The organism is Alkalimonas amylolytica (assembly GCF_900107845.1).
Taxonomy (GTDB): Bacteria; Pseudomonadota; Gammaproteobacteria; order Enterobacterales; family Alteromonadaceae; genus Alkalimonas; species Alkalimonas amylolytica.
In genome coordinates this window covers 1-16,280 of the sequence record NZ_FNRM01000002.1, presented here as the reverse complement: position 1 = coordinate 16,280, position 16,280 = coordinate 1, and the positions used below count along the sequence as shown (strand labels likewise).

General features: G+C 48.7%; 12 protein-coding genes. All 12 read left to right on the top strand.

The annotated features are described in order from the left end of the window. Positions 1–109 precede the first annotated feature (109 nt). Positions 110–1,687 carry a type VI secretion system contractile sheath large subunit gene (gene tssC / locus BLW37_RS03575; protein WP_245785604.1) on the top strand — a complete coding sequence of 526 codons (1,578 nt, stop codon included), beginning with the start codon at positions 110–112 and terminating at the stop codon, positions 1,685–1,687. Between the two features lie 10 nt (positions 1,688–1,697). Next, complete coding sequence (locus BLW37_RS03570; RefSeq protein ID WP_091339647.1) at positions 1,698–2,495, top strand: type VI secretion system accessory protein TagJ; 798 nt, start codon at positions 1,698–1,700, stop codon at positions 2,493–2,495. Between the two features lie 10 nt (positions 2,496–2,505). After that, on the top strand, positions 2,506–2,997 hold the full coding sequence (tssE, locus tag BLW37_RS03565) for a type VI secretion system baseplate subunit TssE (protein ID WP_245785603.1): 492 nt from the start codon (positions 2,506–2,508) through the stop codon (positions 2,995–2,997). Then, positions 2,997–4,829 (top strand): type VI secretion system baseplate subunit TssF, encoded by a 1,833-nt coding sequence (gene tssF / locus BLW37_RS03560; protein ID WP_091339644.1) that lies wholly within the window; start codon positions 2,997–2,999, stop codon positions 4,827–4,829. The genes tssE and tssF overlap by 1 nt, the downstream gene beginning before the upstream one ends. Then, a complete protein-coding gene (tssG, locus tag BLW37_RS03555) occupies positions 4,826–5,830 on the top strand; it encodes a type VI secretion system baseplate subunit TssG (RefSeq protein ID WP_091339640.1) in 1,005 nt (334 codons plus the stop codon). The genes tssF and tssG overlap by 4 nt, the downstream gene beginning before the upstream one ends. Before the next feature lie 11 nt (positions 5,831–5,841). Beyond that, on the top strand, positions 5,842–8,451 hold the full coding sequence (gene tssH, locus BLW37_RS03550) for a type VI secretion system ATPase TssH (RefSeq protein WP_091339637.1): 2,610 nt from the start codon (positions 5,842–5,844) through the stop codon (positions 8,449–8,451). 230 nt (positions 8,452–8,681) lie between these two features. After that, a complete protein-coding gene (locus tag BLW37_RS03545) occupies positions 8,682–9,161 on the top strand; it encodes an Hcp family type VI secretion system effector (RefSeq protein WP_091339634.1) in 480 nt (159 codons plus the stop codon). A gap of 74 nt (positions 9,162–9,235) precedes the next feature. Continuing rightward, the gene (tssI, locus tag BLW37_RS03540) at positions 9,236–11,074 is read left to right on the top strand and encodes a type VI secretion system tip protein TssI/VgrG (protein ID WP_091339631.1); all 1,839 of its coding nucleotides are present in this window, start codon (positions 9,236–9,238) and stop codon (positions 11,072–11,074) included. 34 nt (positions 11,075–11,108) lie between these two features. Beyond that, positions 11,109–11,399: a PAAR domain-containing protein gene (locus BLW37_RS03535; RefSeq protein ID WP_091339628.1), complete on the top strand. Its 291-nt coding sequence runs from the start codon at positions 11,109–11,111 to the stop codon at positions 11,397–11,399. A gap of 9 nt (positions 11,400–11,408) precedes the next feature. After that, positions 11,409–12,395: a hypothetical protein gene (locus tag BLW37_RS03530; RefSeq protein WP_091339624.1), complete on the top strand. Its 987-nt coding sequence runs from the start codon at positions 11,409–11,411 to the stop codon at positions 12,393–12,395. After that, on the top strand, positions 12,374–13,330 hold the full coding sequence (locus tag BLW37_RS03525; protein WP_091339620.1) for a hypothetical protein: 957 nt from the start codon (positions 12,374–12,376) through the stop codon (positions 13,328–13,330). Before BLW37_RS03530 ends, BLW37_RS03525 begins: the two co-directional genes overlap by 22 nt. 18 nt (positions 13,331–13,348) lie before the next feature. Further along, the coding region (locus BLW37_RS03520) for a DUF6531 domain-containing protein (RefSeq protein WP_091339617.1) at positions 13,349–16,280 on the top strand (2,932 nt) is incomplete at its 3' end.

Here is a 16,280-nt window from a genome sequence, read left to right as displayed (position 1 = left end):
TCTCGGTGGAGCCTGCTGGCAGGCTCCATCGGTATGATGGATCGTTGCAGAAAAGGAATTTCAATGGGCCTGGCAAGTAGTCCATGTTTCTCAGCCATGAAGGTGCAGTATGCTTTTTTCCGCTGAACAACAAGTGGATTGTGGTGCTGAAACAACCCTGAGCTTTATTGATGAACAAGTGTTTGCTCGTTCATCCGATAACGCCGGCCAAGATAAGCACCGATTTGAGCAGTCAGCAATGCAAAGCAAGTTGCTGTACTTTCTGCATGAGCAAGATCCTGTTGCTGCCGCTTCTTATTGGGCAGACCATATTGAATCGATAAGGCCTACCCGGGTAGATCAGCTTTTGCACTGCCTTAGCAAAGCTATTGCTGCCATCGATGTACTATTAAATGCTCAAGTCAATGCTATTTTACATCATCCTAATCTGCAGCAACTAGAAGCCAGCTGGCGGGGAGTTCTCTACTTGGTTGAGCAGACAGAACTGCATGACAGGGAACAAAAAGTCAAAGTGAAGTTGCTGCCACTGAGCTGGAGTGAGCTTGGCAGAGATTTAAACAGAGCCATTGATTTTGATCAGAGCGAATTCTTTAAGTTGGTGTATGAAAAAGAATTCGACATGCCTGGCGGTGAGCCTTTTGGGGTGCTGCTGGGAGACTACCAGCTAAGCCATACGCTGCGCCCGGGCCAATTGTATCATGATATTGATATTCTGAAGGAAATTGCCAAGGCAAGTGCCGCGGCGTTTGCTCCGTTTATCACTGCGGTTGATAGCGCATTTTTCGGAGTCAATGATTTTTCCGAACTCGGTCAGGTGCAAGATATCTCTAGCCAGTTCAAACAGCCTGAATACATGCGCTGGCAGCAACTGAGAGAGATGGAAGATACCCGCTTTCTTGGCTTGGTTATGCCACAGGTTTTGATGCGCTCCCCATATCGAGACAATGGCAAGCGAAGCGATCAATTCCGCTTTCGTGAACAACTCAGTAATCCTGCCAGAGACTATTTATGGGGCAATGCCGGCTATGCTTTTACCGCTGTATTGATCCGTGCATTTTCTGAGTCTGGCTGGTTTGCTCAGATCCGAGGGATGAAACCAGGGCAGTATAATTTTGGTGTGGTTAACGAATTACCACGAAGCTGTTACAGCACGGATCTTCGACGACGCCACGCCATGCCAGCAGTAAACCTGCAAATTGGCCATCGTTTCGAGTCTGAGCTGGCGGATAATGGTTTTATCCCGTTGTGTGCTGTGCCTTACAGTGATATCTACGCCTTTTACAGCAATTCATCGGTGCAGCGGGCAAGGCGTTACGATGTGGCTTCGGCCGATGTCAACGCACGCTTATCGACCATGTTGCAGCACATTTTATGTGTCTCCCGATTTGCGCATTACATCAAGGTCATCGGCCGTGACAAGGTGGGTGGTTATCAAACAGCGAAAGAGTGTGAGCAAGACCTGCAACGGTGGCTGTATCAATACACCACGGCTACAGAAGATGCTTCGACTGAGGTACGGGCTCGTCATCCACTGAGAAATGCACAAATTCAGGTAAGGGAAAAACCCGGCAAGCCCGGTAAATACTACTCCATTATCCAGTTACAACCTCATTTTCAATTGGAGCAAATGCTGACCACCGTCAAGTTGGTCGCTGAGTTGTCTCCACCTCAACCGAATAAATCCTAAGGTGCTTGCCATGAAAAAAGTAAAAGAAAGTATTGTTCAGGGTCATTTGCTAGAAGCTAAACAGCGTCTGGAAAGCTTGTTAAAAGATGATCCTTTATCCCTTGATTTACGCTCTATCTATGTTGAGCTGCTATGCGTCATTGGCGAACTCGATAAAGCAGACCAGCAGCTCGATATGATGGTCCGGCAACATCCGGACTGCTTGATGGGGGCTGTTAATTTACGCCAGTTAATCCGTGCACAAACGGCTCGACAGGATTTCTATCAGGGCGGCATGACGGCTACCTTGTTTGGCAAGGTAGATGCAAGTTTTGAAGCTTTACTGGCATTGCATCTTGCTATGCGTGAAGGGGATTTCATTGCAGCAGAGCGTGCGGCGGAGCAATTAGAGTCTTTGCGTCAGTCCGCTCAGTTTGAGTTAAATGGCGAGACGGTGCAGGAAGTCCGGGACCTGGACGATAGCTTGGGTGGCTATCTCGAGTTATTAGGTACCGATGGTAAGTTCTATCTTGCCAAGTTCAGTGAGATTGAGTCCCTTGAGCTACAACCGGCAAAATCCATTATTGACATGGCTTGGCGACGGGTAAACATCTCGATAGTTGATGGCCCTCAGGGAGAGGCTTTTTTGCCGGTTTGCTACATCGCCAGCGATTCAGAATTGAGCCGTCTTGGCAGAGAAACTGACTGGCGGCAGCACGGAGATCATCTGGTTACCGGGATTGGACAGAAGATGCTGTTGGTGGATGAGCAGGCTTTGCCATTAACCCAACTGCGTCAGTGGCATGCTGTTAGCGTCGTAAGTCATTGAGCTAGCCATCGTGGTTAAAATTCGCAACAAGCAACCGCTCCAGCAATCATTGCTGGATCGCTTAATTGACGAGGCTCCGGGCGAAAAAGAGTCGAAACGTGTTCGACGTGGCTTTGATCTGAGGGCATTGCGAGCCAGTGTTCGCCGGGATTTACAAAACTTATTGAATACGCGTGTGCAATGGAATATTTGGCCTACTGAGTTTACCGAGCTATCACAGAGCTTAATGAATTATGGACTGCCGGATTTTTCAGTCATGGTGGTGGACTCTCAGCATGGTCGCGAACAACTTTGCAAAACAGTAGAGCTGGCTATCCGCCGGTTTGAGCCGCGCTTTGTGGATGTAGAAGTCATTCCGCTTGAACCACGCAATGAGGTTGAGCGTGTGGTTCGCTTGCGGATCCAGGCGCTGTTGCACGCAGATCCTGAGCCAGAGCACGTCTTGTTTGACTCTGAGGTTGAGCCGGTCAATTTAGGCCTTAGAATTGTGGAATCTGCCTGATGAACGAAGATCTACTGAAGTACTACAATCGGGAGCTTACTTTTATTCGGCGGATGGGCAGCGAGTTTGCAGAAAAATACCCCAAAGTTGCCGGCCGGCTCAGAATCAGTGATGAGCAAGTGGAAGACCCACATGTTTCACGGTTAATTGAAGCCTTTGCATTGTTAACAGCTCAAATTCGTCAAAAGCTGGATGACAGCTTTCCCGAATTGACCGACGCCTTGTTGGGGCAGCTATATCCAGATTATCAGGCTCCGATCCCGTCCTTTGCTGTATTGCAATTAACCTCACAGAACTTATCAGACTCCGGCATTACCATTAAGCGTGGGACCGAGTTCAAAACGAAAGTCGATGGAATGAAGCCATGCATGTTTCGTTCGTGTTACGACACCGAGGTGTGGCCTATGACAATAGACCATGCCGAATATAAAAACAGCCCATTCAATGCACCTCAACCACCTAGCCATCAGTCTGCTAAAGCGCTGCTGCGACTTCAACTAACTACCGAGTTTGATAATACTGCCATCAGTGAGCTTGGGGTGGGTAAGTTGCGCTTTTACCTGAATGGGCAGCGACATCATGTGTATAACCTGTATGAAATGTTAAACCGGCAATTACTGCGGATAGGTATTGCAGCGAAAGAAACGCCGAATGATGTGAGCTACCTGGCGCCAGAACAATTAAAAGCAGTAGGTTTTAATGATGCTGAGCGAGTCGTGCCATATACGCACCGCAGCTTTACTGGTTATCGACTTCTGGTTGAGCAATTTCTTTTTCCGGAAAAATTTTTATTTGTCGAGCTTTCTGGCTTAGAGCAAACATGGCCAGAGAAAGCCAGTAGTTGCTATATCTATCTGTATTTCAGTGAAGTGAACGCGGAGTTAGAGCGCCATATCACAAAAGACAGCCTGCTGCTTGGTTGTACCCCAGTATTGAATATTTTTGAACAAAAGCTCGAGCCTATCAATTTTGAGCGCTCACATTACGAGTACCGGCTTGCCCCTCAATACCTGGATGCGGATATCTGTGAAGTGTTGCAGATAGAGCAAGTACAATTACTCGACTCTGATGGGCAAAAGACAACGGTGCACCCTTATTACAGTCAGGGGCATCCAAACTATGTTCAACAAGAGAACCTATTTTGGCATAGCCGACGTGAATTCGCCGATTGGGCCGGTGGCTTCAGTGAAGCGGGAACGGAAGTATTTCTTTCGCTGGTAGATAGAAGCTTTCAACACAGTCAGGGCCAAGGTGGACGAAATGATCAAGTGATCCAGGTGACTGCCTTATGCAGCAATCGAAACCTGCCTAATCACTTGCCATTTGGTGGTGGTGAACCTGGATTCCAGATTCTTCAGCATGCGGATGTTATCAAGCAAAGTCGTTGCTTGATGGCACCAACAATGCCGATCCGTCCTGCTCTTGGCGATAGTAGTCGTTGGCAGTTGGTGAAGCATTTGACCCTGAACTATTTTACTGCCGAGGATGCCGAGCAACGGCTAAAAGAAACACTGCGCTTGTATGATTTTCGTTGCACACCCGAATCGAAAGCTTTGATTGATGGTATTCACAAAGTTCGAATTCATCCTGGTACAGCGCGTGTCAATGACAAGGGGCGTGTTGCGGTATGCAGTGGCAGTGAGATCTTGATTGAAATGACGCAAGCTGCTTATGCCGGTAGCAATGTGTACTTTTTTGCCTCGGTGCTGGATCATTTCTTTGCCCAGTTTGCAGCAGTTAATTCGTATACACGATTAACCATTAAACTAAAAGAGCATGAACAGAATTATCACACCTGGCCAGCCAGAGTTGGCAACAAGGTGCTGTTATGAGTGTCTGGCCAGTCACAATCAATCCAGTGGATATGGATTTCTATCAAGCTGTCTTTGCAATAGAACAGCAACTGGGAGCAGAGCAAAAGCATTGGCATGGTGTGGGACGTGATAGCTTCCCACGTGATGAGTTGATTCGCTTTAAAGCGGTTCAAAACCTTGGCTTTCCGGGTAATGCTATTACGGCAGTACAGCAAAAAGCTTGTCAGGATGCAAGCCTGGCAGCCTTTGAGATGGTGGTAAGCTTCTTTGGCCTTACCGGTCCAAGTGGCGTATTACCCATCCATTACAGTGAGCTGGTGCTTGAACGTTTAAAGCAAAAAGATCCGACCATGCGTGATTTTTTTGATCTGTTTAATCATCGCTTGATCTCTTTGTTTTACCGGGCTTGGGAGAAGTATCGTTTTGCCTGTCAATACCAAGCCAGGCCAGGCAGTATCGACCCCTTTAGTTTTGTCATGCAGCAACTGACCGGTCAGGAAAGCAACACCTGTCTGTTTTATGGCGGCTTTTATAGCCGAAGTGTGCCAAGTGCACAGCAGTTAAGTTTGCAACTCAGTCACTTGTTATCCGCTGATGTTGAGGTGATGCCATTGACCGGTCGTTGGATTCATCTGGCCCGTTCCGAGCAAAGCCGTTTAGCCAGTTTGCATCAACCAGACGGTCAATATGGTCAATTGGGTCGTTCCAGCATGCTTGGCAGCAAAGTGTGGGATATCAGCTCGGTGGTGGAACTCTGTATTCAAGCCGAATCATCCGTCATTCAGTCACTATTACCTGGCAAGCCGGGTTATCTGCGCATGCAGCAACTTCTTAGTCACTATCTGGAGCCGTCCATGCAATGTCGGGTGCGATTAAAAGCCCGGGTTGCTGACTTCCCCATTGCTAGCCTGAATGGCCGAAGCCAGTTGGGTATGGGGGGGGTGTTAATGGCTGCAGATGCCAGAAACAGTTCTGCCACGCATGTCAGCTTCAGGCTTACACGCAAACATGATCATTAAGGTAAATAACTATGTCCAACACCTCTTTGAAAAGCTTGGTTGAAAAGCTTAACCCCGTTTGTCGTCAGGCACTCGAGACGGCAACTGCACGTTGCCAATCCCGCAGCCATTTCTCTGTCGAAATTGAGCATTGGTTTGATGCCATGCTGGATATGGAAGCAGGGGATTTGCAGTTAATTTTATCAGCATTCAGTATCGATCCTGATCAGCTTCGCCAACAGCTGCATCGTGCACTGGAAGGTTTAAAAACAGGCAACAGTAGCTTACCAAGCATCTCTACCAACCTGGTGGGTTTATTGCGCCAAACCTGGCTGAATTGCACCATTGAGTTTGGTGATCAGCAGATCAGAAGTGCTTATTTACTTTACAGTGCTTTAAAGGATGAGAGCCTGGCAGCTTTATTGTTACGCCGCCTGCCAATGTTGGAGAAACTTGATACTGCTCAGCTGCTGGCTGCCTGGCCACAGTTGCAACAGCGTTCTACCGAGCAAAGCAGTTCCGGGCCAGCTTCCGCACCAGCTATCGCAGCGAACGGCAAAACTCCGGCTTTGGATCAATTCACCCAGGATTTAACAGCCCAGGCTCGGGCCAACAAACTGGATCCTATTATCGGCCGTGATTATGAAGTACGGCAAATGATTGACATCTTAACCCGACGTCGTCAGAACAACCCAATACTAACTGGTGAAGCTGGTGTTGGTAAAACGGCAGTGGTTGAAGGGTTAGCACTACGTATTGCTTGTGGCGATGTGCCAGACAAGTTGAAGTCGGTCTCGCTTCGGGTACTGGATTTGGCATTGTTGCAAGCTGGCGCTGGCATGAAAGGTGAGTTTGAGAATCGGTTGAAAAATGTGATTGCCGAAGTAAAAGCATCCCCTGTTCCTGTGATTCTATTTATTGATGAAGCGCATACCATGATTGGTAGTGGTGGCCAGGCAGGACAAAACGATGCCGCAAATTTGCTAAAACCTGCTTTAGCCCGAGGTGAGCTAAGAACCATAGCTGCTACAACCTGGGCTGAGTACAAAAAATATTTTGAAAAAGATGCTGCATTGACCCGGCGCTTCCAGGTCGTCAAAGTTGAGGAGCCTGAGCCTGATAAAGCTGTCACCATGCTACGTGGACTGTTGCCGGTGATGGAACAACACCACGGAGTACATTTATCTGAAAACGCCTTGGTGGCTGCAGTGCATTTGTCACATCGTTACATCAACGGCCGGCAATTGCCTGATAAAGCCGTAGCACTGCTTGACACAGCTTGCGCCCGTGTGGCCATGAGCCAGGACGCCATTCCGGGTAAACTGGAAGATCAACAGCGATTGGTTGAGCAATTACAGGCCAAACTGCAGGTCGCAGCGCGTGAGCATAAGCTGCATGGCACTGAGCAGACCGCCATGGTGGCATTGCAAGGGGAGATTGAACAGGCACAACAGCAGTTGGATGCCTTGCATACCGAATGGCAACAACAAAATGAGTTGGTGGCTCAGGCTAAAGCTCTGATGCTTTCCATTCAGCAGCAAACGGATGAGCAGGAATTGCAAGTGCTACAGGCTGATTTGCAAGAGCTTCGTTTACGCTATCAAAGCATAGCCGAGCCTATGGTGTTTTGGCAGGTTGATGACCAATTGGTTGCTCAGGTGGTAGCGGATTGGACCGGTATTCCTCTTGGTAAAATGCAGAACGATGAAATCGCAGCAGTGCTCAATCTGAAGCAGGTGATGCAACAACGGGTGATTGGTCAGGACCATGCACTAGAGTTGATTGCCAAAACCGTGCAGACATCCAGAGCACAATTGGCGGATGAAAAAAAGCCGAATGGGGTTTTTCTGCTAACAGGCCCTAGCGGTGTTGGAAAAACAGAAACTGCATTGGCGCTGGCAGAGCAGGTGTATGGCAGTGAAGACCACCTTACCGTGATCAACATGTCTGAGTTTAAAGAAGAGCATAAGGTCTCAATGCTATTAGGCTCACCGCCAGGTTATGTCGGCTATGGTGAAGGAGGGGTACTAACCGAAGCCGTCCGCCGGAAGCCTTACAGTGTCATATTGTTGGATGAGATGGAAAAAGCGCACCCCGGCGTGCAGGATATTTTTTATCAGGTCTTTGATAAAGGCTTGATTAAAGATGGTGAAGGTCGAGATATCGACTTTAAGAATACCACTATTATTATGACATCCAACGTGGGCACTGATAGCACGATGCGGTTGTTTGAAGACCCTGAAACTGCACCATCCATTGCCGGCTTGTCCAAAGCATTGCAGCCTGACTTACTGGAATACTTTAAACCAGCATTTTTAGGTCGGGTCAATGTCATTCCATACCTGCCACTTGACAACAGTAAGTTGCAACATATCGCAAACTTGCAATTAAAGCGGATAGCAAACCGGTTGCAGGCAAACCATCAGATAGTACTCAGTTATGGGGATGAATTACTTAGCTTGATCACCGAACAATGTCAGGATGCAGGGTCCGGAGCCCGAACTATCCACAATATATTGCAAAATAAGTTATTGCCAGAGTTGTCGGTCCTGGTATTAGAGCAATTAACTCAAGGACTAAAACCTATAGAAATTCAGGTTGTTACAGATGAGGCTGCCATCGTTTGCAAGGCAATATATTAGCAATAACCTAAATTAACAAGTAATAAATTTATAAAATATATATTTAAAGCATTGAGTCATTAAGTTTATAAATTTATAATGATAGTGGTTTAAAGTGGTTTGTTAGGTTAATGTACGGTTGATTTATGTTTCGATGGATGCAGAGCCTTCATTCACCTGAGACACTGCTTTAAACGGCTATAAAACCAGGTCCTGTTGGACTATTTCTTAATATGCATAAGGAGCATAGCATGCAAGCGAATACGTATCTGCAGTACGCAGGCATCAAAGGTGAAGCGACTGCCGAAGCTTTCAAAGACATGATTACAGTCTTAAGCATGGAGTGGGGTGCGCACCGTGAAGTCAGTTCTTACACTGGTACTTCTATGGATCGTGAAGCGAGTTCTACGCGTCTGAACGATATCGTGATTACCAAGCTGCAAGACTCAGCTTCACCGGATCTGTTTAAGGAAGCAACCATCGGTAAAGGTGAAAAAGCAGTATTCCACATCACCAAACAAGGCGATGAAATCGAAGAGATCATGAAGATAGAGCTGACCGATGCAATGATCAGTAGCTATCAGATGTCTGTCTCAGGCGATCGTCCTATCGAAACTATCGTTATTAGCTACACCGAGCTGATGATGACAGTTAAACCTTCTGATGATAAGAACAACATCACTGCACCTCTGGTTTATGGTTACAGTGGTGCTAAAGGTAAAAAGCTGTAAGTAGTTGTAAGCCCTGCCACTTTTTGGTGACAGGGCTTTCTGTACACCCCGCTAGGCAGAGTTGAGGCGAACGGATGCAAAAAGCGACCCAAGAAGAAAACAGCATTGAAATTATGACTCCTCTCGGTAAAGATGCGCTCTATCTGACGCGTTTCTCTTTAAAAGAAGGAATTTCAAAACAGTTTGTCGTCACATCCGATGTTTACACCAACGGTCAGACCATTGCTGCAGCCGACTTAATTGGCAAAGAGGTGACTATCCGTCTGGAGCTTGGCTCTCATCAGCAGCGGTATATTCACGGTAAAGTTGCGGATTTGCATGCTCTTGGGCTTCGGGTTAATAAAGATGCAACCGGCAATGATTATCGGGATTATCGACTTACCATAGTACCCGCCAGCTGGTTTATGCAGCACCGGGTCAACAGCCGTATCTTCCGTGAAAAGAATGTACTGCGGATTATTGAGCTACTGGCGGCAGAACATGGGGTGAATGTAGATACCACCACCCATACATCGAGTTACCCGGATTACGATTTTAAAGTGCAGTATCAGGAGTCGGATTTAAACTTCGTACTGCGCTTAATGGAAGAAGAAGGTTTGTTCTACTTCTTTGAGCATACAGATAGTAGCCATACCATGGTGCTTGCCGATAAAGCATCGGCGTACAAGCCTTGCCCCAAAAATGCCAGCGTCAAGTTTCATACCGGCTCTCTGGCCGACGATCATATCGTAAGTTGGCAAAATCAATTAACCATGGTACCCGGACAATATATTCAACGGCACTATGACCTGCAAAAGCCTAAAGCTTTGCCTACTGGTCAGTACCAGCATGGCAATCTGGTACCCGGACATGCAAATTATGAAATTTTCTCTTACGGCGCAGAAGCCGAGTCGCTTGATAGGGCCCAGGCTATTGCCAGCATCCGCCTTGAGAGCCTGCAAAAAGATATGGAGGTTCGTGCCGGAACCAGCAATTGCCGTGACTTTGCAGCAGCTAAAACCTTTACCATCAGTGAGCATGAAGATGACGCTGAGGTGGGGAAACACTATGTTATCACCGACGTTGAATTGATTGCTGCTGTGAGTAATCAGTCTGGAGCAGCCCAGGCTGGCCAGTGCAGTATTCACAACAGTTTTAAATGTGTCCCTAAAAAAGTTGTCTACCGCCCTTATGCATCAGCCTACAAGCCACTTATTACCGGCGTACAGACAGCCACGGTAACCTGCAAAGGCGATGAAGAAATCTCTGTCGATGAGTTAGGGCGCGTCACCGTCAAATTTCACTGGGATCGCAGTGACATTACAGATCACGAAAGCTCATGCGCCATTCGGGTAAGTCAGCATTGGGCTGGCAAGAATTGGGGAGCATTTTTCTTTCCCCGGCGTGATCAGGAAGTATTGGTCGAGTTTATTAACGGTGATCCCGATCAGCCTATTATCACCGGGGCTGTCTACAACTCCGATCACATGCCACCTTACAATTTGCCGGATGATAAAACCCAAAGTGGTATAAAAAGTCGCTCCAGCAAGAAAGGGGGGGCAGACAACTTTAACGAAATTCGGTTTGAAGACAAAAAGGGCGAAGAGCTGTTTTACATGCATGCAGAAAAAGACATGAGCATGCAGGTTGAGCACGATTTCACTTTGCACGTCGAGAACGATCAACATGACACCATTGATAATGACCGTACTACCCTTGTTAAAGCAAACGACAATCTTGACGTGAAGAAAGAGCGGGTCAGTAAAGTTGGTCAATCCGATACACTGGATGTTGGCAAGGCGCTGCTCATCAATGCCGGCAATAGCATTACTTTAAAGACCGGTGCAGCTTCCATCACACTGAAAAGTGATGGAAGTATTGATATCAAAGGGGTCAACATCAGCATAAAAGGTGCCAAGATCGGTCTTAACTGATTTGCACTTGCTACTTCATGCCAGGAGGCTGAACATGTCAAAACCTGCAGCTGTCATTGGTTCTATGCATTTATGTCCGAAAGTTACTTCAAAAGTACCTCATGTTGGCGGCCCGGTAGTGCAGGGCTCGCCTAATGTTTTTTTTGGCAATATTCCGGCTGCCCGGGTTGGTGACAAATTAGTCTGTGTTGGGCCGCCAGACACTATCTCACAAGGCTCGTCTTCGGTGTTGATTAATGGCAAACCAGCAGCCAGGTTGGGAGACTCTACCCAGCATGGTGGAAAAATTATTGCTGGTAACCCTACGGTTCTGATTGGTGGTTAGCCGTAAGCTATGTTGACTACGACATCATTACCAGACCAAGCCAATCTGCTGTTGTTGCAACGAGAGCAGATGAGTCGTAGCCGCTACGTTGGCTTGCAGCAATTGCGCCAGCAGGATCAGCGGCTGGTCTCACATTTACGGATCCTGCAACAAGGTCAGAGTGTCATCGAGTACGCAGAAACTCCCTGGCTGCACTGGCTGCTGCAACCTGGTGAGCACTTAACTGCGTTGCTCCAAGCTGAATTATCTGCTTGCTTTCGTGCCTATTTGTGGCAATTAAAAGCATACATTCAGCAGTTCCCAATGACACCGGCGATCCAGCAATTATTGCAACAAGAGCCGGCCAATGCCGGAGGCTGGTCGCTGGTCCTGCATTGTCCGGAACATTTTCAGCCAATTATAGAACAGCTGCCGCTGACGCAGGCGCCTATTCATTTTATGACCGCTTATCGGCCACAGCATGCATTGCAGCAGATCACAGACTGGCAGGTTTTTGTTGAGCAGCTCTGCTCGCAACGAAGTGATAGTTTTTCTCAACTAAGTATTCTAATGATGCATGCGAGCCCACAACAAAAACTAACCATTATTAATGTGCTCTCGAAGCAACACGATCATGGTATGACCATGCTGGCGATGGCATTAAGCGGCCAGTTCAAGTATTTGCCTGTATTGGTTGAGCTTGCATCCGATGCTACCTGGTCCGAGGCTGCAGCCGATAGCTTAAGCATTCTATTGGGTGTGCTTGCAGCCGATGCGGTTATCGCCGATGGTTTGACGGCATCCGATCCTGCCTATTTACAGCAGGCCTTTTTACAATCAGGGGCCGTTTTTGCTCAGAAACATGCTGAAGCATCACAGCTGGAGCAGCTCTGGCAGCGGGGAAATCAGTGGCAACGGCAACTGGCCGCCATCAAAGCAGCTTTGCAGTGGTCAACGGTTCCAGTAGTGAATGGTTCAGCTTTATGGGGTGGGGCATGGCACACGGCTTTCGTTTGAAAGACTATGGTGCCGTGCTCGGCAAAGCCCCCGATACTGATAGTGCTATGGTGTTGTCTGATCTGAGGCTACCACCTCAGCAGTGGCTGAGTGGAGAGAGCTGGTCGGTCGGGCTGGATCCGCTCATTGATCAAAGCGATTCGATGGCCGTTCAGCTATTTCGTTTACTGTCTTTTTTGCTGGCAAAATTACCACAGCCCCTGAGTACTCAGCCAGTGTATCTGTTGTTGCCTGAGAGCATGGGAGATGCCGATCAGCTGGCCGCTTTCACCCGTTTAATTCGGCAACAGTATCCGGAATTGCTCACGCACAAGCACAGCAGGATTTTCCCTTACGGTGCCTGCTCAGCATTAATGGCACTGAAAACAATACAACAGGACTGGCAGCACGATCATACTCTGACACCTTGGATGATTGCCATTGATAGTCCACTGCAACAATTCAGACTATGGCATGAGCAATTAGCGGCTCAACCCAATGGCTGTTTGCCAGTTTCACTCAGTGAAGGGGCTATCGCTGCTCAGTGGTCGGCAGATAGCTCTGGTTTGCATTATTGCTTTAATGAAACTGAGTTAACGTCTCAACAAGCACAAAACGATGAAGGGATGCAGGCCCTTTTTACGCAAATAGCCAAGCAGTTGAAGAGGCCATTAACTACAGTGTACCGACCTGACAATGGCAACGCTGCTGTAGCAGAGGCCTGGTTATCCGCCTGTGGCAAGCTTCACCCATGGCTTACCGAAGAAACCAGTTATGAATTTTTAGCTTACCAGACGGGTGAGCTTGGTAGTTGTGGCGGGCTGTATCGCTTGCTTCATCTTTATCTGGCACAACAAAGTCAGGTGAATACTGCTTTAAGCCTCCAGTCAGAGCAAGGCCAGCTGGGCTTTCGTTCAGCGGCTGTATTTTATTGGCATCCAGCCGCGATTATTTAGCAAAGGACGCTTACCTTCATGTCAGAAAAACAATTGAAACTAAAAGGGATCCATGGCAGCCAGATTGTCGTTTGCGCCACTCCGGCCCCTGGCATAGGCAAAGCCATCCATTTTGACAATGTGTCAGAGGCTCAGCAGTATTTAAAGCAAAACTTCAGGTTGCAAGCGGCAACGTCAGGCGGGCTAGTGGAGCTGTACAGTTGGCTGGGGGGGCATCACAGCCCACTGTCGATTAGTGCCCGTCGGGCTGACATCATTCGTGAAGCGATTGCCAAAGCTCTGGTTGATAAACAGCTGCATGCTTATGAAGTACCGGCCGTTACTCGCCCAGAACTGGTGAATAGTATGTCAGCAGGCTCAGCGGCTGCGACCACGAAAAAATCATCCCCGCAGACAGCCTCATCGGGTGGGCAGGCCACAGCCAATGAAGCCACTTCGACGCTGAATGAAAGCCAAAGCAGCAATGCAATGGGCGGCCCTGATTTACCGAATAAAGACAAAGCCACTTGTGGCGACCCGGTTGCTATGTGTAATGGCGAAGAAATTCTGGAGCTGACCGACTTTATCCTGGATGGCCCTATGCCATTGCATTGGGTACGCTGCTACCGATCCAGTCAAAGCAATCAAGCCGTTGGTTTAGGTTATGGCTGGCGCACCCCTTTTCACCAATCCATTGAACGCAGTAAAAATGACGATGGCACCACGTCTTTAATACTTATCAATGACGAAGGCAGGCATATTTATTTTGACGATATCCAAGCAGGCAGTAGTTGCCATCAGTTAACGGAGTCGTTAACGCTGCACCACAAAGACAAAGGCAGTTTGGTTCTTTATCAGCTGGATCAACATTGGGAGTTTGCGCCTCTGGCAGGGAAGCCAGGCCGCTGGGTGTTGCATAAAGTGCTGAACAGCCTTGGGCACAGTCTGCAGTGTTTTTACGATCAACAGGGCCGACTCAGTCGTATTGACTACACCAATAAGAAAGGTATTGAATTCTATTATGGGCCCCATCACCAGTTGGAGCGCATTGAAGCGGTCGAAAAAAACTCCGAAGGCTTAAAGGCGCTTGGGTTGACTCTGGCACACTACCAGTACGATGAAGCCGGCGACATGGTATCTGCCATCAATCGTCAGCAACAACAAGAGCTCTACCGTTACGATGGTCATTTGCTGATAGAGCGTCAGCGTGCCAGTGGTTTCCGGCATTATTTTTCTTGGGATAGAAGCGGACCGTCCGCCCGCTGCCTGCGGAACTGGGGCGATGATGGCTACTACGATTACCACTTTGAGTACCTGGACGATAAACGCCTGGCCATCAGCACCGATAGCCGCGGCCAGCGCTGGGAGTACTGGCACAACGCCCAGAACCGCCTGATCAAAAAGGTAGCACCGGATGGCGCCACCTGGCACTACCGCTGGACCTTACACGGTCAGAAACAAAGTGAAGTAGCGCCAGGTGGTGCTGAAACCAGTTACCGCTATAACCGGCAGGGGCAATTGGCGGCAGTTATTGCAGCCGATGGCGCCACCACCCGATTTGAATACAATGCTTTGGGCCAACGTACCGCCATCGTTGATGCTGAAGGCGGTGTTTGGCAACGTGAGTTCACCGCTGCGGGGTTGCTTCGTTTGGAGCGTCGCCCCGATGGCACTGAAGTCCGTTACCGTTACAACGAAAAAGATCAACTGATAGAGCTGCGTCAACCTGATCAAAGTATCGAGCAATTTGTCTGGGATGATGAAGGTCATTTACTGGCTCGCAAACAGGGCGAGTCGGTAACGCGTTACAGCTATGATCAGCTTGGCCGGTTAAATGGCAGCATCGATGCTGCCGGTTTGGTTACCGAGTACATCCGGGATACGCATGGCCAGCTCACCGGCCAAAAACAGTACCCGAAGGATGCGCCAGAGCAGGCTGAGCTACAACAGTATCAATACGATGCAGCCGGGCGCTTGATCAAAAGCACCAATGTGCTTGGCCAAAGTACCGAATGGCGTTATGAAGGGTTAAGTCAACCGGTCGAGCTTCGGCATGCGGATGGCAGCAGCCTGAACTATGAGTACGACAAAGAGCGTAACTTAACGGCCATCATGCGCAGCGATGGTGCCCGTTATCAACTCGAATACGATGGTCAGGAGCGGCCAGTGCGCCTGCAGGGCTTTGATGGCCGCGAGCAATGGTTTGAGTACGATGCCGATGGCAAGGTAAGCAGCCTGCGTGACAGCAATGAACGCTTTATCAGGGTTAAACGCGATCTGCGCGGTCGCATTATCGAGCAGACAGCTCAGGCTCAGCAGCGGATTGATAGCAACCACTTTCATTACGATAAAGTAGGGCGTTTACTTCGGGCCAATAATGCCCAGCGTAAACTGCGGTTTGGTTACGATAAAGCCGGCCAGTTAACCGATAGCTGGCAGGGCGACTGGCGGCTGCAGCATCTGTATCGTGCTGGCAAGCGCAGCCAGACCATTCTACCCGATGGCACCCGGCTGGATTACCACTATCACAGCAGTGGCCAGCTTAGTCAGCTGGCTGTCAATCAGCAACCGGTATTGTGGCGTAATTTTGATGCGGCCGGGCGTGAAGTTCACCGCGAGTACAGCAGTGGTTTGCAACAGCATCAGGCCTTTAATGCCTTTAGCCAACTGACCGAGCAGCGTTGGCAGGGGATTCAGGCGCAACAGAGCGGTCAGGTACCAAGCCGTGAGCGCCATTACCACTACAGCAGCCTGCACCAGCTTACCGAGGTGCAAGATAGTCAAGAAGGTGATACGCGTTACCAATACAACGCCATTGACCAGCTCATTGCCAAAGAGTACAGCAAAGATACAAGCCAGAACGAAACGCACCAATGGGATAGCTTTGGCAATCCGGTTGGTGAAGACATTGAGCTGCAGCAAGACCGCTTAACCCGCTACCACGACCACAGCTACCAATACGATGCCAGTG

Excerpts from the sequence above, each read along its gene's own strand:
- tssC (WP_245785604.1), top strand. The coding sequence starts at position 110 with ATGCTTTTTTCCGCTGAACAACAAGTGGATTGTGGTGCTGAAACAACC.
- BLW37_RS03570 (WP_091339647.1), top strand. The coding sequence starts at position 1,698 with ATGAAAAAAGTAAAAGAAAGTATTGTTCAGGGTCATTTGCTAGAAGCT.
- tssF (WP_091339644.1), top strand. The coding sequence starts at position 2,997 with ATGAACGAAGATCTACTGAAGTACTACAATCGGGAGCTTACTTTTATT.
- tssG (WP_091339640.1), top strand. The coding sequence starts at position 4,826 with ATGAGTGTCTGGCCAGTCACAATCAATCCAGTGGATATGGATTTCTAT.
- tssH (WP_091339637.1), top strand. The coding sequence starts at position 5,842 with ATGTCCAACACCTCTTTGAAAAGCTTGGTTGAAAAGCTTAACCCCGTT.
- BLW37_RS03545 (WP_091339634.1), top strand. The coding sequence starts at position 8,682 with ATGCAAGCGAATACGTATCTGCAGTACGCAGGCATCAAAGGTGAAGCG.
- tssI (WP_091339631.1), top strand. The coding sequence starts at position 9,236 with ATGCAAAAAGCGACCCAAGAAGAAAACAGCATTGAAATTATGACTCCT.
- BLW37_RS03535 (WP_091339628.1), top strand. The coding sequence starts at position 11,109 with ATGTCAAAACCTGCAGCTGTCATTGGTTCTATGCATTTATGTCCGAAA.
- BLW37_RS03530 (WP_091339624.1), top strand. The coding sequence starts at position 11,409 with ATGTTGACTACGACATCATTACCAGACCAAGCCAATCTGCTGTTGTTG.
- BLW37_RS03525 (WP_091339620.1), top strand. The coding sequence starts at position 12,374 with ATGGCACACGGCTTTCGTTTGAAAGACTATGGTGCCGTGCTCGGCAAA.